Below are 18830 nucleotides of genomic sequence, written 5' to 3'. Positions count from 1 at the left end.
GCTGCTATTCGGCGGCGAGGGCCGCCTCGGCGTCGAGCGTGACGGCCACGGCCTGGATCACCGAGGCGATCTTGAAGGCCTCCTGGACCGTCTCCCGGTCGACACCGGCCTTGCGCAGGACCTGCTCGTGCGAGTCGAGGCACTGGCCGCAGCCGTTGATCGCGGAGACCGCGAGCGACCACAGCTCGAAGTCGACCTTCTCCACGCCCGGGTTGCCGATGACGTTCATCCGCAGGCCGGCGCGCAGGGTGCCGTACTCCGGGTCGGAGAGCAGGTGCCGGGTGCGGTAGAAGACGTTGTTCATCGCCATGACCGCGGCGGCGGACTTGGCGGCGGTGTACGCCTCCGCGGACAGGTTCGCCTTCGCCTCGGGTTCCAGCTCACGCAGGACGCGCGGGGAGCGGGCGGCGATCGCGCAGGACAGGACCGTGCCCCACAGCTGCTGCTGCGGGAGGTCGCTGTTGCCGATGACCGAGCCGAGGTTCAGCTTCAGGTCCTTGGCGAAGTCCGGTATGGCGGCCTTCAGCGAGTCGAGGGACATCCGTCACTCACCGGCCAGCAGCGCGCCGGCGTCGATGGTGCTGTCGCCCTTGTTCCAGTTGCAGGGGCACAGCTCGTCGGTCTGCAGGGCGTCGAGGACCCGCAGGACCTCCTTGGGGTTACGGCCCACGGAACCGGCGGTCACCATCGAGAACTGGATCTCGTTGTTCGGGTCCACGATGAAGACGGCACGCATCGGCAGGCCGTCCTGGCCGAGGATGCCGAGGTCGGTGGAGAGCTCGCGCTTGATGTCGGACATCATCGGGAAGGGCAGGTCACGCAGGTCGGCGTGGTCCTTGCGCCAGGCGTGGTGGACGTACTCGGAGTCGAGCGAGAAGCCGAGGATCTGGGCGTCGCGGTCGGCGAACTCCTCGTTCAGCTTGCCGAAGGCGGCGATCTCCGTCGGGCACACGAAGGTGAAGTCGAGAGGCCAGGCGAAGACGACCTTCCACTTGCCCTCGTACGTCTTGTGGTCGATCTGCGCGAACTCGGATCCGGCTTCGAGCGAGACACAAGCGGTCAGGTCGTACGTGGGGAACTGGTCGCCGACAGTGAGCACGTGCTCTCCTTGCAGACAGGAAATTGCCCCTTTTGGGGGTTTTCCGAGAGGGTTGGACGGATCTCACATGCTGGCACAGCTGCATTGATTACGGAAATAGCTAGTCTTGTGTCAGGTGATCGGAGGTACCTATCAGTGGCTGTGGGTAATAGGGGAGCGAAGCAACCGACCCTCGCTCAGTTGCGGGCCTTCGCGGCCGTCGCCGAGCACCTGCACTTCCGGGACGCCGCCGCGGCCATCGGGATGAGCCAGCCCGCGCTGTCCGGAGCCGTGTCCGCGCTGGAGGAGGCGCTCGGCGTGCAGCTGCTGGAGCGCACCACGCGCAAGGTGCTGCTGTCCCCGGCCGGGGAGCGGATCGCGGGGCGGGCGCGGGTGGTGCTCGACGCCATGGGTGGGCTGCTGGAGGAAGCCGAGGCCGTACGGGCCCCCTTCACCGGGACGCTGCGGCTCGGGGTGATCCCCACGGTGGCGCCGTACCTGCTGCCGACCGTGCTCGGGCTGTTCCACCGGCGCTATCCGCGGATGGACCTCCAGGTGCACGAGGAGCAGACGGCCTCGCTGCTGGAGGGGCTGTCCGGCGGGCGGCTGGACCTGCTGCTGCTCGCGGTGCCGCTCGGCGTCCCCGGGGTCACCGAACTGCCCGTCTTCGACGAGGACTTCGTCCTCCTGGCGCCGCGGGAGCATCCGCTGGCCGGTCGCAAGGACATCCCGCGCGAGGAACTGCGCGGCCTGCAACTGCTGTTGCTCGACGAGGGGCACTGCCTGCGCGACCAGGCCCTGGACATCTGCCGCGAGGCCGGGCGCACCGACGGGGCGGACGTCACCACGACCGCCGCCGGGCTGTCCACCCTCGTACAGCTGGTCGCCGGGGGTCTGGGCGTGACGCTGCTGCCGCGTACCGCGCTGCGGCTGGAGACCGCCCGCAACGAGTACCTGGCCACCGGGTACTTCGCCGAACCCGCCCCGTCCCGGCGGATCGCGCTGGCCATGCGTACGGGGACGGCCCGGCAGGAGGAGTTCCGGGCGATCGCGGGCGCACTGCGCGAAGCCGTACGCCCGCTCCCGGTGTGGCCCACCGACTAGCGGACGGGGCCGTGGGGAACGGGCGTACGGGGGGCTACTCGGTGCGCAGGCCGTCCGGGCGCATCAGGCGCAGCAGTGGCGGCAGGCTGAGCAGGGTCACCAGGGCGACCACACCCGCGCCGATGCCGGTCATCGCCGCGACCGACAGCCAGTCGACCCGCACCGGGGCCGCGGCCATCCGCATCAGTACGGTGCCCAGTCCCACCCCGAACAGGGCGGCCAGGCTCAGCCCCAGGCCGATCGGCACGGCCGTCTGCCACAGCACCGACAGGCTCAGCGTGGAGCGCTTGGTGCCGAAGGCGACCAGCGCCGACAGCAGCTTCTTGCGTTCGCGCAGCTGCTCCAGCTGGGAGACCAGCAGGCTCGAACCGATCAGGATCAGCACGGCGGTGGCCCCGAAGAAGAGCCCGGTGCGGATCGCCGAGTAGCCGCTTTCCTGCTTCGTGGTCCTGAGCGTCATGGCGGTGGACAGGGGGGACGCCTTGAAGGCGGCTGTGCGTGCCCGCTCCAGTCCGTCCGGCACCGACTCGTCGGCCTGCACGAAGATCTGGGTCGTGCCGAATTCGCTGGTGTCCCCGGGCGCGACCGACGGGGTCACCAGCAGGCCGGAGCGCAGTGTGCCGACCGGGTCGGGGCGGCTGGCGACCGGGCGGGCGCCGGCGGGCACGGTCCACTCGACCGGCTTGGCCTGGCTCGCGTAGCCCCTCACGTTGCCCACGAAGAGCTTGTCGCCGGGCTCGGCCGTGCCACCGTAATTGCCGGCCTTGCCAGCCTTGCCGGCCTTGCCGACGCCGGGGGTACCGGGGGCACCGGTGGCCAGGAAGACGTCGCCGTCCTCGCAGGAGTCCAGCGCGGCGACCTCGCGCAGCGCCTCGCAGCTGCCGACGGTGACGTGGATGAGCCCGGTGTCCGCAGGAACCTTGTGGGCGGCGCCGACGGAGCGCAGAGGCACCGCCTTGAGGATGCCCTCGGACCGGGCGACCTGCTGCGCCAGCTGTTCCACGTCGACTTCGGAGTCGTGGTCGACCAGGATCGAGACGGCGGCCCGGGACGGGTCCTGTCCGGTCTTCTCGGTGAAGTCGCCCTCGACGCCCGCGAACAGCATCTGCAGGGCGATGGCACCCGCGACCGCCACGGCGAGGCCGTTGACGAGACGGGCGGCGCCGCCGCTGTTGACCTGGAGCCGGCGCACGGCCAGCTGCCAGGAGACCGGGCCGCCGCGCATCCGGCCGACGAACCGTTCCAGCACCCAGGGCAGCAGCGCCGTGATGGCGACCAGGAGCAGCACCACACCGCCGCTGACCTGCCACTGGTTGAAGTTCCCGCTGTTGTTGCCGCGGCCCGTCATCGGTGCGAGCAGGCCCAGTCCGGCCACCGGCAGCAGCAGTCGCCACCAGATGCGCCGTTTGCTCGGCCGGGCCGTGCGTACGACACCCAGCGGCTCGATCACCACGCCGCGCAGGGCGAACAGGGTGACCGCGACGGCCGCGGCCGGCACCGCGACCGTGACGAGAGCGGCCAGCCACACCGTCGGATCGAGGTCAGCGGGGAAGACGCTGCGCTGCTGGAGGTCGAAGCCGCCGACGAGTCGGCGCCCGATCAGGAAGAAGCCGGTGCCCAGTACGAGTCCGGCCAGTGACCCGGCCAGGGCCTCGCCCGCGGCGATGCGGCGCACCGCCCGGCCGTCGGCGCCGACCAGGCGCAGCGCGGCGAGCCGGCGGTCGCGGCGCTCACCGCCGAAGCGCACGGCGGCGGCGATGAAGACGGCCACCGGCAGCAGCAGGGCGACGAACGTGAGGACGACCAGGAGCAGCAGGACGGGGCTGAGCCGTTCGCTCTCCCGCTCGTAGCCGAACGAGGTGATCCGCTGGACGCGGCCCATCGTGTCGGCCGCCACTCGCAGTCGGTCGTCGCCCGCGTAGAAGACCAGCTCGCCGGGGCCCGTCAGGCCGGCGTCGGCAATGGTCTCGGTGATGCGTCCGTCGAGGCGCTCGCGCAGCAGCTTGCCGTCCGAGGCGGCCAGCAGCTCCTTCAAGGCGGGGGACACGGCCAACTCGCCGGGGCCGGGGATCCTCTTCAGGCCCGGCGGCACCGGGGCCTGTGGTCCCTCCGCCTTCACCAGGCTCCCGTCGATGTCCTTCCGGTGGTACGTCTGGTTGGCATGTGCGATGAGCAGTGTGTCCGGCCCGGGGTGCTCGGCGGTGGCGGTCATCGTGCTGCGGGCGTCGCCACGCTCGTTGCGGGCCGCGAGCGCACCGGGGATCGCCGTGCTGATCAGCAGCAGGGCGACGCCGAGGCCGACGCCCACGCCGGTGAGCAGGGTGCGGATCCAGCCCTCGCGGCCGCCGGCGAAGGCGAAGCGGGCGCCCATGCCGAGGTCGCGGGCCCATTCCCGGATCGTGTTCATACGAAGCGCTCCATGTCGCGGGACCTGCCGTCGCGCACGACGATCTCGCGGTCGGAGTACGCGGCCACGCGGGCCTCGTGCGTCACGAGGACGACGGCGGCGTTGGCGGACCGGGCGGCCTCGGCGAGCAGTCGCATCACGAGTTCGCCGTTGAGGGAGTCGAGGGCGCCGGTCGGCTCGTCGGCGAAGATCACTCGGGGCCGGGTGACCAGGGCGCGGGCGACGGCCACGCGCTGGCCCTGGCCGCCGGAGACCTCTCCGGGCCGCTTGTGGCCGAGGTCGTCCACCTGGAGCTGCTCCATCCAGTGCAGGGCGGTCCGCTCGGCCTCCTTGCGCTTCACGCCCGTCAGGCGCAGCGGGAGGGCGACGTTCTCCACGCAGGTCAGCTCGGGTACGAGCTGTCCGAACTGGAAGACGAAGCCGAACTCGGTGCGGCGCAGGGTGCTGCGCTCGGCGTCGTTCATGGCGGACAGCTCGCGCCCGGCGTACGTGATGGAGCCGGAGTCGGGCGTGACGATCCCCGCGAGGCAGTGCAGCAGGGTGGACTTGCCCGAGCCGGACGGTCCCATGACGGCGACGATCTCACCTGGGTGGATGGAGAACTGGGCGCCGTCGAGCGCGAGGGTGGGCCCGTACGCCTTGCGGAGGTCCGTGGCGGTGAGCAGGGAACCGGCCGGGGTCATCGGCGTACCTCCTGGGAGAGCTGGCCGAGGCGGGCGGCGGTGAGTTCCAGCCAGCGCAGATCTGCCTCCAGGTGGAACAGGGCGTGGTCGCAGACGAGTTGGTCGGCGAGGTCGCCCCCCCGCTTGCGCTGGGTCAGGATGCGCATGAGGCGCAGGTGTTCGGCGCGCTGCGTGTCCAGCAGATCGGCCGCGCTGCGGCCGGTGAGCAGGGCGAGGACGACCTTGGTGTAGAGGGTCGAGTGGAGGTACGGCTCGGGTTTCTCGGGCTGCGAGAGCCAGGACCCGACGTCGGTGATCCCGGCGTCGGTGATGGCGTACCGCTTGCGGTCGGGGCCGCCGCCGCTCTCGATCCCGTCGACCTCGACGAGGCCGTTCTTGAGGAGGCGGGACATGGTCGAGTAGACCTGCCCGTAGGCGAGGGGGCGGTCGTGGCCGAATCGCTCGTCGTAGGCGCGCTTGAGGTCGTAGCCATGGCGTGGGCCGGCCTCAAGGAGGCCGAGAAGTGTGTGACCGATGGACATGCCGCCGACTATACACACGGTGTATACGCGCCGTGTATACCCGTGGTGTAGAGATCACTTCGGCATGCCCCTGCGGGTCGGGCGAGGCTTAGGGGGTGGGGAGGGCGAGGCCGGCGTAGATCTGGTTGGACGGTGGGCAGCATGGCCTGGGCCGTGGTGCGGCCGTCGGGGGACAAGGTCAGGTTCGTCCAGATCACGAGGGTGGCGTCGCTGTCCGGGTCGTGGCCGATGAAGGAGTTGAAGCCCGGGAGTTCACCGCCGTGGTAGTACATCGCGGCGTTCGGGGCGAAGCGCTGGTGGGCGATGCCGTAGCCGTCCTTCTGGCCGTCCGGGGCCGCCGGGTCCTCGGCCTGCGGAGCCACTGCTGCTGGGATGCGGCGTTCAGGACCTTGCCCGTCACCAGTGCCGTGATCCACGTGGCCAGGTCGTCCGCGGTGGAGATGACTCCTCCGGCGGCGGTGGCGTAGGACGGGTTCTGGTGGGTGTAGTCGAGGGGCTGGAGCTTCCCCGTCCGTGCCGCCTCGCTCATCGCGGCGGGGTACGGCCGGTCGACCAGCGCGTACTGCGTTCCGCCGTACATGTAGCCGTGTGAGTAGGGCTCGGGCAGCGACCGGTCGTGGATGCCCGGGAGTGATGTCTCCTTCAGTCCGAGCGGGGCGAACAGCCGGTCCTGGAACCGCTGGGCCAAGGGGCGGCCGCCGGCCTTCTCGGCGACCAGGCCCAGCAGGGCGTAGTGTGGTCGCCGCTGTCCGGCGGCTCGGCCGTGCCCCGTCGCGTCGTGCCGGTGATCGCGCGGAAGGTCCCCCGCGGGGTGCGGAGCAGGACCACCGTGCCGGGCACCATGAGCTTCTTCGCCGCACCGTCGACGGCGGCCTGGAAGGTGGCCGGATCGATCGGCTTCAGGGCCGACGGGGCAGGGTCGCCGTCGCCGAGGGCGTGGGCGGCGGGTCCTGGAGTGCCATGGCCGTCGCGCCGGGGGGACGGACCCCGCCCGCGATCAGGACGGCCGTGCAGGATGCCACCGCTCGGGGGACCCTCATGCAACCAACTTGGGCCGAACCGTCTGTTCCGGGCCCACCTGCGCGGGCCCGCGGGCGGCGCGGACCCGCGGACATACCCGACAGGGGTTCGGCGGTCGGCCGTAAGGTCGGCCGGGAAGGCCGGTCAGGAGTCGGGCGAGGTGCGGGGGCGGCCGCGCGGCGGGATCGGGGCGGCCCCGCCCGGCAGGCGGCCCGCCTCGGACAGGGCTCGCCGCAGCAGGAACTCGATCTGCGCGTTCGCGCTGCGCAGCTCCTCGCCCGCCCAGCGGGCCAGCGCGTCGTACACCTGCGGGTCGAGCCGCAGCAGCACCTGTTTGCGCGGCTGCCGGCCCGCCCGGCCACCTTCCTCGGGTGAGGTCACTGGTAAAGAGTGCCCGTGTTGAGCACCGGCTGCGCGGCGCGGTCCCCGCAGAGGACCACCATCAGGTTCGAGACCATGGCGGCCTTGCGCTCCGGGTCCAGGTCCACGATCTCCTCCTCCTGCAGACGGGTCAGGGCCAGTTCGACCATGCCGACCGCGCCCTCCACGATCTGCTTGCGGGCCGCCACGACCGCGCCCGCCTGCTGGCGCTGGAGCATCGCGGAGGCGATCTCCGGAGCGTACGCGAGATGCGTGAAGCGGGACTCGATGATGTGCACCCCGGCCGCCTCGACCCGCGCGTGCAGTTCGACGGCCAGCTTCTCGGTGATCTCCTCGGCGTTCCCGCGCAGCGACAGGCCGCCCTCGTCGTGGGCGTCGTACGGGTACTCGATCGCGATGTGCCGGACCGCCGCCTCGGTCTGGGTCTCGACGAACTCCGTGAAGTCCTCGACCTCGAAGGTGGCCCGCGCCGTGTCCTCGACCCGCCACACCACGACCGCCGCCAGCTCGATCGGGTTGCCGTAGGCGTCGTTGACCTTCAGGACGGCCGTCTCGTGGTTGCGTACCCGGGTCGAGATCTTCTCCCGCGAGGTCAGCGGGTTGACCCAGCGCAGTCCGTCCGTGCGGATGGTCCCCCGGTAGCGGCCGAACAACTGCACCACCCGGGCCTCGCCCGGCGCGACCGTGTTGAGCCCGCTCATCGCGATGAGGGCGGCTATGGCCAGCAGGACGCCGCCGGCTATCAGCGAGGCCTTGGCGGCGACGGCCGTCAGCACCGCGCCGGTCGCGACCAGACCCGCCCCCGCCGCGACGCCGGCCAGACCGAGCAGCAGGGCCAGGCCGCCGCCCACGCTGCGCGCGGTGAACTCGCGTACCCCGGCCGGTGCACCCTCTGCGCTCGTCGCATTGCTCATGATCCGTCCCCGTTCCTGTGGTCGCGGCCGGTCCAGCCGCCTAGCAAAGTGATATCACTTTTCCTTCGGGATCGCACGGGGCGGCAACCCTTCGGCCTTGATGTGCGTCGGTTCCAGTGGTGTGGGTGCTGATTCTCACGTCCGAATTGACCGGTATTGGCCATGGTTGGTCAACCTTTGTCACAGCCTGCGGTGTTAGTTTTCTGAGCTGACGTCGGGGGGATATCGAGCGGAGCGGGAGCGATGGGCCGAGCAGAGGCGCGTAAGGCACAGCAGCAGCGCGGTGCACGACGTGCACCGGGCGGACGCGCGAAGGGCACCACGGACAAGGGGAGCAGCGGCAAACGCTCCGGCATACGTCGCTTCTTCACGTGGAAGAAGATCCTCGGGACGTTCCTCGGGCTGATGCTGCTCCTGATGGCCACGGCGGTCATCCTGTACTTCTTGGTGAACGAACCCACCGACCCGAACGAGAGCGCCACGCTCCAGAGCAACACCTACCGGTACTCCGACGGCTCGATCATGGCCCGCACCGGTCAGATGAACCGCGAGATCCTCCCGATCGACAAGATTCCGGAGGACGTCCGCACGGCGTTCATCGCCATCGAGAACAAGTCCTTCTACGAGGACCGCGGCGTCGACGTGATGGGCGTGGCCCGGGGCCTGTTCAACACGGTCCGCGGCAAGGGCACGGCCGGCGGCTCGACGATCACTCAGCAGTACGTCAAGAACTACTACCTGACGCAGGACCAGTCGCCGACGCGCAAGATCCGGGAGCTCATCATCTCCCTCAAGGTCGACCAGCGCATGAAGAAGCCCGAGATCCTGGCCGGCTACCTGAACACCAACTTCTACGGTCGCAACGCGTACGGCATCCAGGCCGCGGCCCAGGCCTACTACGGCGTCGACGCCGAAAAGCTGACGCTGGAGCAGGGCGCCTACCTCGCCGCCGTCATCCAGGCCCCCAGCCAGTACGACCTGGCGACGGCCGGCCCGAACGGCACGCGGCTGGTCAACATCCGCTTCAACGCCGTCCTCGACAACATGGTCGAGATGGGCAAGCTGGACGAGGCCAAGCGCAAGACCATGACCCTCCCGCCGCCGATCAAGCCCAAGCCCCGCCCCGGCATGGACGGGCAGAAGGGCTACCTGGTCCAGGCCGCCAACGACGAGATGAACAAGCAGGGCATCGACGACGCCCAGATCACCGCCGGCGGCTGGAGCATCACGCTCAACGTGGACAAGACGAAGCAGGCGGCGCTGGAGAAGGCGGTCCAGGACGAGCTGGAGTCCAAGCTCGACCGCAAGGACACCAAGGGCAAGCCCCAGGACCAGAGCGTCCAGGCCGGCGCGACCTCCGTCGACCCGAAGACCGGCGCGATCGTCGCGATGTACGGCGGCCAGGGCCTGGAGGAGAAGTCCGCGAGCAACGCGCTGCGCACCGACTTCCAGCCGGGCTCGACCTTCAAGCCGATCGTGCTCGCCTCCGCCCTGGAGAACAACGCCACCACCCAGGACGGCAAGCCGATCACCCCGAACACCCTCTACGACGGCACGAGCAAGCGCCCGGTCGTCGGCAGTAAGATCCCGTTCAACCCGCAGAACCAGGACAACCGGAACTTCGGCGACCCGATGATCACGGTCCAGGGTGCGACGGACTTCTCGGTGAACTCCGTCTACGCGCAGATGATCGTGGACGTAAAGCCGCCCGCCGTGAAGAAGACGGCCCTGGAACTCGGCATGAAGGACCGCCCGGGCTGGCCCGAGGACAAGCCCGCCATGGCGCTGGGCACCATGAGCGCGAACACCGTGGAGATGGCCGGCGTCTACGCCACCCTCGACAACCACGGCAAGAAGGTCACGCCGACCATCATCAAGAAGGCCGAGCACAAGGACCGCGAGTTCAAGCCCGAGCCCGCCATCGGCAGCCAGGCCATCAGCCGCAAGACCGCCGACACCGTCACCAAGGTGCTCACGGGCGTGGTCAACGACGAGGGCGGCTCCGGCAACAAGGTCCGCAGCAGCGCCTACGAGGCCGCCGGCAAGACCGGCACCACCGAGTCCAACGTGGCGGGCTGGTTCACCGGCTACACGCCGGAACTGGTCACCGTCGTCGCGATGTTCGGCGAGGACCCCACCACCCACAACCAGGTCACCCTGACCGGCACCGCCGGCCTGGGGCGTGCGGGTGGTTCCAGCTTCCCTGCCTCGATCTGGAAGGCGTACACCCTCGCCGTGCTCAAGGGCGAGGACACCGACAAGTTCGATCTGAAGGAGGCGGAGATGGGCGCCGTGCAGGCGCCGTCCCGCAGCACCTCCCCGTCGCCGTCCGCGAGCCAGTCCTCCAGCGCTCCGGCCGCCACCAGCAGCGCGCCGCAGTCACCGGACCCGACGAAGAGCGCCACCAAGTCGCCGGACCCGACCAACACCCCGACGAAGCCGGTCACCCCGACGCCGACCCCGACGGCGACGGCGACCAAGACCGGCGGCCCGAAGCCGCCGGACCCGCTGTTCCCGCAGTCGGACCGGTGACGGACTGACTGACTGACCCACGGTCGGACGGACACCGCCGCCCCGCAGCGTTCGCGCTGCGGGGCGGCGGTCTGTCGTAGGGGCCTCGGCCGCCCGGAACGGCCGCGCCGCTATCCGGTCGCCGACGGATCGGCCACGCGGTCAGCGCCGATCATGCGCCCCCGGCAACGGGAGTTCGAACCAGACCACCTTGCCGCTGCTCAGCCGGGTGGCACCCCAGCGACGGGCCATCCGGTTGACCAGGAACAGCCCTCGGCCGCCCTCGTCGGTGTCCCGGGCCCGGCGCTGCCGGGGCAGCTGCGGGGAGTCGTCGCCGACCTCGCAGCGCAGTACGTCCGTACGCAACAGGCGCAGGGTCACGGGCCGCTCCGCGTACCGGACGGCATTGGTGACCACCTCGCTGACCAGCAGTTCCAGGGAGTCCTGGAGTTCCTCCAGGCCCCAGCGGGTCAGGGCGCGGCGGGCGAACCGGCGGGCCCGGCCCGGAGCGGTCTCCTCCGGGTCCAGGAACCAGTACGCGACGTCACTGGGCGCGATCCCGTCGAAGCGGGCCGCGAGCAGCGCGATGTCGTCGTCCCGGTCGCCCGGGCCGAGCATGTCCAGGACGTCGTCGCACAGGGCTTCCAGCGGCGGCGGGTGGTCCAGGCCGGTCAGCTGCGCGGTGTTCGCCAGGCGCTCGCGGAGCTGCTCGATGCCGGTCCACACGTCCCGCAGGCGCGATTCCACCAGGCCGTCGGTGTACAGCAGCAGGGTGGCCCCGGCGGGCGCGTCCAGCTCGACGGCCTCGAAGTCCACGCCGCCGACGCCGATCGGGGCGCCGGGGGGTACGCGGAGCACCTCGGCCCGGCCGCCCAGGTGCAGCAGCACCGGCGGCGGGTGGCCGGCGTTGGCGATCGTGATCCGGTGCGCGACGGGGTCGTACACCGCGTACAGGCAGGTGGCCATGCGGTCGGAGCCCAGGCGCTGCGCCTGCTCGTCCAGGTGGTGCAGGACCTCGGCGGGCGGCAGGTCCAGCTGGGCGAGGGTCTGCGCGGTGGTGCGCAGCTGGCCCATGATCGCGGCGGAGGTCATGGAGTGGCCCATGACGTCGCCGACGACGAGCGCGACACGGCTGCCGGGCAGCGGTATGGCGTCGTACCAGTCGCCGCCGACCCGCGCCGTCTCGGCGGCGGGCAGGTAGCGCGAGGCGAGCCGGACCCCGGTGGGCTGCGGCAGGCTGTCGGGCAGCATGGTGCGCTGGAGTTCGTCGGCGATGTACGCCTCGCGGCCGTACAGGACCGCCTTGTCGATGCCCAGCGCGGTATGGGTGGCCAGCTGGGCGGCGACCAGGAGGTCGTTCTGCTCGAAGGCGGGCCGCTCGGGGCTGCGCAGGAACACGGCGGCGCCGATCACCCGGCGGCGGCCGCGCAGCGGCGCGAGGACGGCCCGGTTGCCGCGCGGCAACGGGTGGTCCACCCCCAGCAGCTCCGGCAGCGCGGCCCTGGCGGCGGCGGAGGACCCGAAGACGGGCCGTACACCGCGCAGTACCTCGGCGAGCGCACCGCCGGGCCGGATCTCGCACAGCTCGGCCGCGGGCAGGTCACCCTGCGGGCCGACCAGCGGCAGCTGGCTGAAGTCGAGCTCGCCGGTGGCCCCCGCGGCCCCGGCGAGGTCCATGCCCGCGCCGATGGTGCCGCTCAGCGCGGCGTCGGTGAGATCGTCGATCGGCCGCAGCCGGTCGGTGCGGCGCAGCCTTAAAACGACCGGGCCGACGGGGCGTTCGTCGCCGACCGGGAGCGGATCGCGCAGGTAGACGAGGATCGCGTCCGAGAAGGTGGGCACGGTGGCGCGGCACAGGCCGAGCACGATCTCGTCGAGGTCGATGCCGCGGGCGATCCGCCGGGTCGCGGCGCCGACGAAGCGCAGTCGGTCACCCTCGCGGCGCGCCGGCTCGACTCCGGCCGGGTACGCGGCCCCCTGCCCGGGGATGTCCTGCAAGCCGCGCGTGGCCCCGGTCGCCTCCGTGCCCGCGCCGACGGCCTCACCGCCGCGCGGGGACCCGGCCCCGGCACCACGAGGGCCGCGGACCGGGCCGGCGGCCTCCTGGGCCCCGCCGGGACCCGCCGCGTTACGGGCGGCCTCGCCGTCCCGCGGACGGGCGCTGCCCTGGCCCTCGCCGGGGCCTGCGGCGGCGCTCGGCAGGTCGGCCGAGGCGGCTGCGGCGGCCGTGGCGGCGGCCTTTCCGCGGGGCCGGGGGAGCCCGGCGGCCCCGCCCGCGCCCGCCGCGGCGCGGGCCGCGCGCGCGTCGGAAGCCGCGGCGGCCGGTCCGCCCGGCTCCGCGACAGAGCCGGCGCCGGTGCCCGGCGCATGCGTGCGTACGGCCTCGGCGGCGGCGATGGGCGCCTTGCCGTGGCCGGCCTCGTCCGTACCTCCGCCGGAGGCGACGGGCTGCGGGCCCTCCTGAGAGGTGGGGTACTCCGTCACGCGTGGAATTCCGTCCGTTTGCGCTCGATGTGCGCTGCACTCAACTCGGTCAGTCGCGGTATACCCGCTCAGCGGCCGGGGCACCATCACTCCGGATTCCGCGTCCCCCTCGTTACCTCTGGCCCTGCGTCGACCTCCGGTCAAGTTCCGTGTACGGCACGACACTTGCAGGTGCACGGTACGACCGCACCGCCTCGCGCATGCGACCTTCCGGAGGACGATCCTACGTTTGAACCCCGGGGGCGCATCAAGGGTCTCATGAGGTCATATGCGCCGGGGTGGCATCCCAGTCCTCCGGCAGGACCGGAACCGACCAGGCCGGATCCGGCCGCCAGTCCTGCCAGCCGCCGGAGAAGGGGGTCCCCCACTCCTCGATCACCCGGACCGCCGCCCGCCCGGCCTCCCGGACCCGTCTTGCCTGCTCACGGGCCATCAGGCCGGACCGCTGCGCCTGGGCGAACTCGTCCTCGTCCAGCAACTCCCAGCTGTGGTCCGGGTAGACGGCGATGTCCAGGAAGTGGTCCTCGGAGTCGACACCGCGGGACCACCGCGACAGGGGCTCCTCCAGGTTCACGTACCAGTTCTTGAACTGCCAGCCGTGCCCCCAGAACAGCCACACCGACCACGGGTCGCCGGGCCTGGCCAGCTTCAGCACCCCGGCGCCGAACCAGCGCGACCGTACGGTGGTCCGCGGCGCGGTGTAGCGGGTGGCGAGCGGCTCCTGGTGGACGGGAGTGCCGTCGGCGAGGACCGGCTTGACGCACTCGGTGCCCGGAGCCATCCAGACGGCCAGCAGCTCCTCGGTGTCCTGTACGACGGTCACCGGGCGGCAGATGTGCACCTGGCCCTTCAGCCCCGGGGCGTGGTCGCGGTAGCGCCACAGGATCTGCTCCCCGGGCGCCCAGCGCGTGCCCTGCGCGCCGCGCCGCACCGCGCCGTTCCCGGGCCGGAAGGTACCTGTCATGCGCAGATCTTAGGGCTGGGGTCCGCGCGCCCGCTGCGTTGCAGGTCACCTGGGGGTCCCCCCGGCGAAGCCAGGGGGAGGTTCGGGGGACGGGAACCGACCGGATCCGGCCCCCGTCCGGGGCCGGTTCCCGGGCCTCTCAGGGGTGTGTCATGCGCAGGACGTCCAGGGCCTCGTCCAGCTGCTCCAGCGTCAGGGCGCCGCGGTCGACGTAGCCGGACTCAAGGACGACCTCCCTGATCGTCTTCCGTTCGGCGAGCGCCTTCTTGGCGACCTTGGCGGCCTCCTCGTAGCCGATGTACCGGTTGAGCGGGGTGACGACGGAGGGCGAGGACTCGGCGTACTCCCTGGCCCGGGCGGTGTTGGCGGTGATCCCGTCGACGGTGCGGTCGGCCAGCAGGCGGCTCGCGCTCGCGAGCAGCCGGATCGATTCCAGCAGGTTCCTGGCCATCACCGGGAGCATCACGTTGAGTTCGAAGTTGCCGGCCGCACCCGCCACCGCGACGGTCGCGTCGTTCCCCATCACCTGTGCGGCGACCATCAGTACGGCCTCCGGGACGACCGGATTGACCTTCCCGGGCATGATCGAGGACCCCGGCTGGAGGTCGGGGAGATTGATTTCGGCCAATCCCGCGCGCGGCCCGGAGCCCATCCAGCGCAGGTCGTTGGAGATCTTGGTGAGCGAGACGGCGACCGTACGGAGCATGCCCGAGGTCTCCACCAGCGCGTCCCGCGCCCCCTGGGCCTCGAAGTGGTTGCGGGCCTCGGTGAGCGGCAGCTCCGTGTCCGCGGCGACCTCGGCGATGACGGCGGCGGAGAACCCGGGCGGGGTGTTGATCCCGGTGCCCACCGCGGTGCCGCCCAGCGGCAGTTCGGCGAGCCGGGGCAGGGCCGCGCGCAGCCGTTCGACGCCGTAGCCGATCTGGGCCGCGTACCCGCCGAACTCCTGGCCCAGGGTGACCGGGGTGGCGTCCATCAGGTGCGTCCGCCCGGCCTTGACCACCTGGGCGAACTCGGCGGACTTGCGTTCCATCGCGGCGGCGAGGTGCTCCAGGGCCGGGATCAGGTCGCGGGTGACGCCAGCGGTGGCGGCGATGTGGATGGAGGACGGAAAGACGTCGTTGGAGCTCTGTGAGGCGTTGACGTGGTCGTTGGGGTGGACGTCACGGCCCAGCCGCTCGGTGGCCAGGGTGGCGATCACCTCGTTGGTGTTCATGTTGGACGAGGTGCCGGACCCGGTCTGGAAGACGTCGACGGGGAAGTGGTCGTCCCAGCGGCCGTCCGCGACCTCGGCGGCGGCGGATCGGATCGCGTCGGCGATGTCCTGGTCCACGACGCCGAGGCGGGCGTTGACCACGGCCGCCGCCGCCTTGACGCGGGCGAGCGCCTCGATGTGGGCGCGCTCCAGCCGCTGCCCGGAGATGGGGAAGTTCTCCACCGCGCGCTGTGTCTGGGCACGCCATTTTGCGTGCGCGGGCACCCGTACGTCCCCCATGGAGTCGTGCTCGGTCCGGAACGCTTCGGCCTGCTGATCGTCTGTCATGTTCGTGGCCTCCTCAAAAAGTTGAGCAATTGTCTTGTTCGAAGTGTTCCCAAGTCCCCTACCGGCCAGTAAATACCGTGGGTAACACCGGCATTCGGGGAGGCGTTCATGGCACGTGCACACGCGAAATCCAGGTTCAGATGTACCTTCGCCGCCGTCGCGGCGGTCGCGGCCGCCCTCGGGGGCGTCACCGCCATCACCCCCATGGCCCAGGCGGCAACCCCTGCGGCCACCTCGGGAGCCACTTCGGCGGGGGCTGTGACCCCCCTGTCGCCCGAGCTGGAGGCGATCCGCGCGGCGGAGGCCGTCAAGATCTACGGCGACTCGGCCGTCCGGCCGCTGAACGAGCGCAAGACCGGCCTGATCTCACTGGGCGACAGCGAGATTTCCGGCGAGGGCGTCGGCAACTACGACCCCGCGACCAACACGTCGTCCAACCAGTGCCACCGATCGCCGGACTCGGCGATCCACCGCACCGGCATCCCGGCGGACCTCACCTTCAACGTCGCCTGCTCCGGCGGGTACACCGGCAACATCAGGATCGGCGGCAGCAAACAGTACGCCGATGAACTGGTGCAGAGCGACAACCTCGCCGTCAAGGCCCGCAACACGAAGATCAAGATGGTCCTGCTGGTCGCCGGAGCCAACGACGACCTCCAGTTCGGCCCGGTCATGACCGACTGCGTCACCCGCTGGGTGCTCAGCCAGGGCACCTGCGAGCCCAAGTACGGTCCCGGCTGGCAGGCGCGCGTCGACGGCCTGAAGCCCAAGGTGGAGGCGACGGTCGCGGACCTGAAGACGGTCATGCGCGACGCGGGCTACGCCGACTCCGACTACAAGCTCGTCGTGATGGGCTACCCCAGCCCCATCGGTCCCGACTTCTACGACAACCCGAACTTCCCCGGCAAGCTTCCCGGGGGCTGCGCCGGCTACGACTCCGACGCCACCTGGGGCCGCAACTACGCGGTGCCCACCTTCGAGAAGGGCATGCGCGCCGCCGCCCTCACCTCGGGCGCGACCTACCTGGACAACTCGCGGCTCTTCCACGGCCACGAGGTGTGCATGGAGGACACCTGGGCCCGCGGGCTCTACCTCGACCTCGGGGACCACTTCCCGTGGGACGAGAACACCGCCCGCCAGTCCTTCCACCCCAACTACAGGGGCCACGGCGCCTTCGCGTCCTGCCTGACCCAGCTCTACAACTCGGGCCTGCGCGAGGCCTCCTGCGCCGACCCCGCGAGCACGGGCACCCCGGTGCTCCAGGCCGGAGCCTGGGACTCCCTCTACGCACCCCTGAAGAACGAGGCGACCGGCAACTGCCTCGACGCGAAGGGCGGCTCCAGTGCCGATGAGACGGCCGTCCTGGGCTGGGACTGCCACGGCGGCCGCAACCAGGACTGGTGGTACGACTCCGCGAAGAAGTCCGTCCACGTCGGGCTCACCCACGACCGCTGCCTCGACGCCCCCGGCGCCAACTACGGCGCCGGTACCGGCCTGATCCTGTGGAACTGCCACGGCGGAGCGAACCAGCAGTTCGTCCGCGACGGCGCCAACATCCGCCCCGCGGCCGCCCCGGGCATGTGCCTGACGGTCGCCGCCGCCCACGACGCGCTGCGCCTGCAGACCTGCAACGGTTCGGCGAACCAGCGATTCGCGTCGTAACCGCCCCGCTCGACCGAAACCCCCACACCCGGCCGGCGCACCCCGGTCGGGTGTTTCCAACTGCTGTGGCAGGCTTGCCCGGCGATCATCACCGCCATAGCCGTCCTGCTGGCCCTGCCCGCCGTGGCGTTCCTCCTCGTCAAAGCCGTCCACCTGGCGGCGACCCGACGACCGGGCATGAGCCGGACGGCCTTCGGCCAGTGGAGCGAGGGCGCGTGGGCGTGCCTGTGCATCGCGGTCATCGCCTTCGCCGTGGGCAGCTTCAGCGGCTTCTCCCCGCGCCCCACCCGCCCGTGCATCGAGGCGCTCACCGCGCAGCACGGCCCGCAGAGCTACCGGACCCCGGACGCCGACATCAAGATCGACCGCTGGTACTTCCCGATGTCCACCGAGTGCACCTTCCCCGGCGGCGTCCGTGTGGAGGTCGTGCCGATCCGGGTCAACGCGCTGCTCATCGGGTCGTTGGCCGGTGTCGCCGCCTGCGCGAGGAAGGCCGCACGGTCCCGCCGGTCCGTCAGCGCGAGTCCAGGAGCTTTCGGACCTCCCCCGGCCGGTTGGTGATGATCGTGTCCACGCCGAGCCGCAGGCACAGCTCCACGTCCTCGGGCTCGTCCACGGTCCACACGCGCACCCGCAGCCCCTTGGCCTTCAGTCGCCCCACCAGCCCCGGATCCCGCCGTACGAGGTCGATCCCCGGCCCCGCGTGGGTCGCGAACGGAGGCCGTACGGGCCGCATCGCCCGCTCGATCAGGTAGACGGTCGGCAGCCCGGGCGCGAGCCGGTGCATCCTCGTCAACGCGTTCCGGGAGAAGCTCATCACCTCGATGCGCCCCGAAGCCCCGTCCGCGAGCCCGTACTCCCGGAGCATCCTCGCGAGCTCGGCCTCCAGCCGGCCGCCGGCCCGGGTCGGGTGCTTGGTCTCGACGGCGAGCCCGACCGGCCGGGGTGCGGCCAGGGCCTCGCGCAGCAGGTCCTCGAAGAGCAGCACCCGGGCCCCGACGTGCTCCTCGCCCTTCCACCGCCCGAAGTCGAGCGCGGCGAGCTCCGCGTACGTCATCTCGGAGACCACCCCCCGCCCGTCGGAGGTCCGCTCCACCCGCCGGTCGTGCACGCAGACCAGCTTGTGGTCGGCGGTGAGCCGTACGTCGCATTCGAGCGCGTCGGCCCCGTCGGCGATGGCCTGCCGGTAGGCGGCGAGGGTGTGCTCGGGGTGCTCGTGGGAGGCCCCGCGGTGGGCGACCACCCGAATGTCGAGGGCGGTGGGGAGGAGGGAGGTCGTCGCTGCCATGGGGGAATCCTTGCAAACCGGGGTGAACGAGCAGGTGCGGGGCTGTGTCCCTGACGTTAACCGTGCCGGGGGCTCGCCGGGGTGACGCCTCGGCTGCGCGGGGCGGGGCGGGGCGGGGCCTGTGCCGGGGCGAGGCCGGTGCCGGGGTGGGGCCGGGGTGGGGCCGGGGCCGGGGCCGGGGCGCGGGTGGGCGCCGCCCGGACGGCGGGGGGGGGAGGGGGGGGTGCGGGGGTGGGGTGGCGCGGGGTGGGGGGGGGGGAACTCTGGTGT

The 18830-nt window shown here is 71.5% G+C and carries 16 protein-coding genes; 4 read left to right on the top strand and 12 right to left on the bottom strand.

Features of this window, described 5'->3' with window-relative positions:
- Positions 1-4: 4 nt before the first annotated feature.
- Together ACFYOB_RS36825 and ACFYOB_RS36820 are read right to left on the bottom strand one after the other, a co-directional pair.
- Complete coding sequence (locus ACFYOB_RS36825) at positions 5-541, bottom strand: alkyl hydroperoxide reductase (protein WP_388568119.1); 537 nt, start codon at positions 539-541, stop codon at positions 5-7.
- Positions 542-544: 3 nt separating this feature from the next.
- Positions 545-1099: a peroxiredoxin gene (locus tag ACFYOB_RS36820; RefSeq protein WP_328927409.1), complete on the bottom strand. Its 555-nt coding sequence runs from the start codon at positions 1097-1099 to the stop codon at positions 545-547.
- A 135-nt stretch (positions 1100-1234) separates the two neighbouring features.
- On the opposite strand from ACFYOB_RS36820, the gene ACFYOB_RS36815 reads away from it, so the two are divergent.
- Complete coding sequence (locus tag ACFYOB_RS36815) at positions 1235-2182, top strand: hydrogen peroxide-inducible genes activator (RefSeq protein WP_388568115.1); 948 nt, start codon at positions 1235-1237, stop codon at positions 2180-2182.
- Positions 2183-2216: 34 nt separating this feature from the next.
- On the opposite strand, the gene ACFYOB_RS36810 is transcribed toward ACFYOB_RS36815, so the two are convergent.
- The 6 genes from ACFYOB_RS36810 to ACFYOB_RS36785 form a co-directional block, all read right to left on the bottom strand.
- Positions 2217-4589 (bottom strand): FtsX-like permease family protein, encoded by a 2373-nt coding sequence (locus ACFYOB_RS36810; protein WP_388568112.1) that lies wholly within the window; start codon positions 4587-4589, stop codon positions 2217-2219.
- Entirely contained in the window at positions 4586-5272 is a 687-nt protein-coding gene (locus ACFYOB_RS36805) for an ABC transporter ATP-binding protein (protein ID WP_388568109.1), read from the bottom strand. Before ACFYOB_RS36805 ends, ACFYOB_RS36810 begins: the two co-directional genes overlap by 4 nt.
- The gene (locus tag ACFYOB_RS36800; RefSeq protein WP_388568106.1) at positions 5269-5793 is read right to left on the bottom strand and encodes a PadR family transcriptional regulator; all 525 of its coding nucleotides are present in this window, start codon (positions 5791-5793) and stop codon (positions 5269-5271) included. Before ACFYOB_RS36800 ends, ACFYOB_RS36805 begins: the two co-directional genes overlap by 4 nt.
- A gap of 193 nt (positions 5794-5986) precedes the next feature.
- Positions 5987-6481 (bottom strand): serine hydrolase, encoded by a 495-nt coding sequence (locus ACFYOB_RS36795; RefSeq protein ID WP_388568103.1) that lies wholly within the window; start codon positions 6479-6481, stop codon positions 5987-5989.
- A 476-nt stretch (positions 6482-6957) separates the two neighbouring features.
- Positions 6958-7194, bottom strand: a complete 237-nt coding sequence (locus ACFYOB_RS36790) for a hypothetical protein (protein WP_388568100.1) — start codon at positions 7192-7194, stop codon at positions 6958-6960.
- The gene (locus tag ACFYOB_RS36785) at positions 7191-8108 is read right to left on the bottom strand and encodes an SPFH domain-containing protein (RefSeq protein WP_388568097.1); all 918 of its coding nucleotides are present in this window, start codon (positions 8106-8108) and stop codon (positions 7191-7193) included. The genes ACFYOB_RS36790 and ACFYOB_RS36785 overlap by 4 nt, the downstream gene beginning before the upstream one ends.
- A gap of 243 nt (positions 8109-8351) precedes the next feature.
- On the opposite strand from ACFYOB_RS36785, the gene ACFYOB_RS36780 reads away from it, so the two are divergent.
- Positions 8352-10640 (top strand): transglycosylase domain-containing protein, encoded by a 2289-nt coding sequence (locus ACFYOB_RS36780; protein WP_388568094.1) that lies wholly within the window; start codon positions 8352-8354, stop codon positions 10638-10640.
- Between the two features lie 141 nt (positions 10641-10781).
- On the opposite strand, the gene ACFYOB_RS36775 is transcribed toward ACFYOB_RS36780, so the two are convergent.
- From ACFYOB_RS36775 to ACFYOB_RS36765, 3 genes are all read right to left on the bottom strand, one after another.
- A complete protein-coding gene (locus ACFYOB_RS36775) occupies positions 10782-13103 on the bottom strand; it encodes a SpoIIE family protein phosphatase (RefSeq protein WP_388568091.1) in 2322 nt (773 codons plus the stop codon).
- 256 nt (positions 13104-13359) lie between these two features.
- The gene (locus ACFYOB_RS36770; protein WP_388568088.1) at positions 13360-14067 is read right to left on the bottom strand and encodes a DUF402 domain-containing protein; all 708 of its coding nucleotides are present in this window, start codon (positions 14065-14067) and stop codon (positions 13360-13362) included.
- Positions 14068-14206: 139 nt separating this feature from the next.
- Complete coding sequence (locus ACFYOB_RS36765) at positions 14207-15610, bottom strand: class II fumarate hydratase (protein ID WP_388568085.1); 1404 nt, start codon at positions 15608-15610, stop codon at positions 14207-14209.
- 108 nt (positions 15611-15718) lie between these two features.
- Here ACFYOB_RS36765 and ACFYOB_RS36760 point away from each other — a divergent pair, with 108 nt between their 5' ends.
- A complete protein-coding gene (locus ACFYOB_RS36760) occupies positions 15719-17272 on the top strand; it encodes a ricin-type beta-trefoil lectin domain protein (protein ID WP_388568082.1) in 1554 nt (517 codons plus the stop codon).
- A 123-nt stretch (positions 17273-17395) separates the two neighbouring features.
- Positions 17396-17833 (top strand): hypothetical protein, encoded by a 438-nt coding sequence (locus ACFYOB_RS36755; RefSeq protein WP_388568079.1) that lies wholly within the window; start codon positions 17396-17398, stop codon positions 17831-17833.
- Here the strand turns inward: ACFYOB_RS36755 and ACFYOB_RS36750 are convergent.
- Positions 17787-18560 (bottom strand): glycerophosphodiester phosphodiesterase, encoded by a 774-nt coding sequence (locus ACFYOB_RS36750; RefSeq protein WP_388568076.1) that lies wholly within the window; start codon positions 18558-18560, stop codon positions 17787-17789. The genes ACFYOB_RS36755 and ACFYOB_RS36750 overlap by 47 nt on opposite strands.
- Between the last annotated feature and the right edge of the window lie 270 nt (positions 18561-18830).

Origin of the sequence: Streptomyces sp. NPDC006463 (assembly GCF_042870715.1) — a bacterium.
Classification (GTDB): Bacteria; Actinomycetota; Actinomycetes; order Streptomycetales; family Streptomycetaceae; genus Streptomyces.
Note: the sequence above shows the minus strand (reverse complement) of the source record. Positions and strands in the feature narration are given on the sequence as shown.

Bases quoted from the DNA above. Each gene is read 5' to 3' on its own strand.
- ACFYOB_RS36825 (WP_388568119.1), bottom strand. From the start codon at position 541: ATGTCCCTCGACTCGCTGAAGGCCGCCATACCGGACTTCGCCAAGGAC.
- ACFYOB_RS36810 (WP_388568112.1), bottom strand. From the start codon at position 4,589: ATGAACACGATCCGGGAATGGGCCCGCGACCTCGGCATGGGCGCCCGC.
- ACFYOB_RS36805 (WP_388568109.1), bottom strand. From the start codon at position 5,272: ATGACCCCGGCCGGTTCCCTGCTCACCGCCACGGACCTCCGCAAGGCG.
- ACFYOB_RS36800 (WP_388568106.1), bottom strand. From the start codon at position 5,793: ATGTCCATCGGTCACACACTTCTCGGCCTCCTTGAGGCCGGCCCACGC.
- ACFYOB_RS36785 (WP_388568097.1), bottom strand. From the start codon at position 8,108: ATGAGCAATGCGACGAGCGCAGAGGGTGCACCGGCCGGGGTACGCGAG.
- ACFYOB_RS36780 (WP_388568094.1), top strand. From the start codon at position 8,352: ATGGGCCGAGCAGAGGCGCGTAAGGCACAGCAGCAGCGCGGTGCACGA.
- ACFYOB_RS36770 (WP_388568088.1), bottom strand. From the start codon at position 14,067: ATGACAGGTACCTTCCGGCCCGGGAACGGCGCGGTGCGGCGCGGCGCG.
- ACFYOB_RS36765 (WP_388568085.1), bottom strand. From the start codon at position 15,610: ATGACAGACGATCAGCAGGCCGAAGCGTTCCGGACCGAGCACGACTCC.
- ACFYOB_RS36760 (WP_388568082.1), top strand. From the start codon at position 15,719: ATGGCACGTGCACACGCGAAATCCAGGTTCAGATGTACCTTCGCCGCC.
- ACFYOB_RS36750 (WP_388568076.1), bottom strand. From the start codon at position 18,560: ATGGCAGCGACGACCTCCCTCCTCCCCACCGCCCTCGACATTCGGGTG.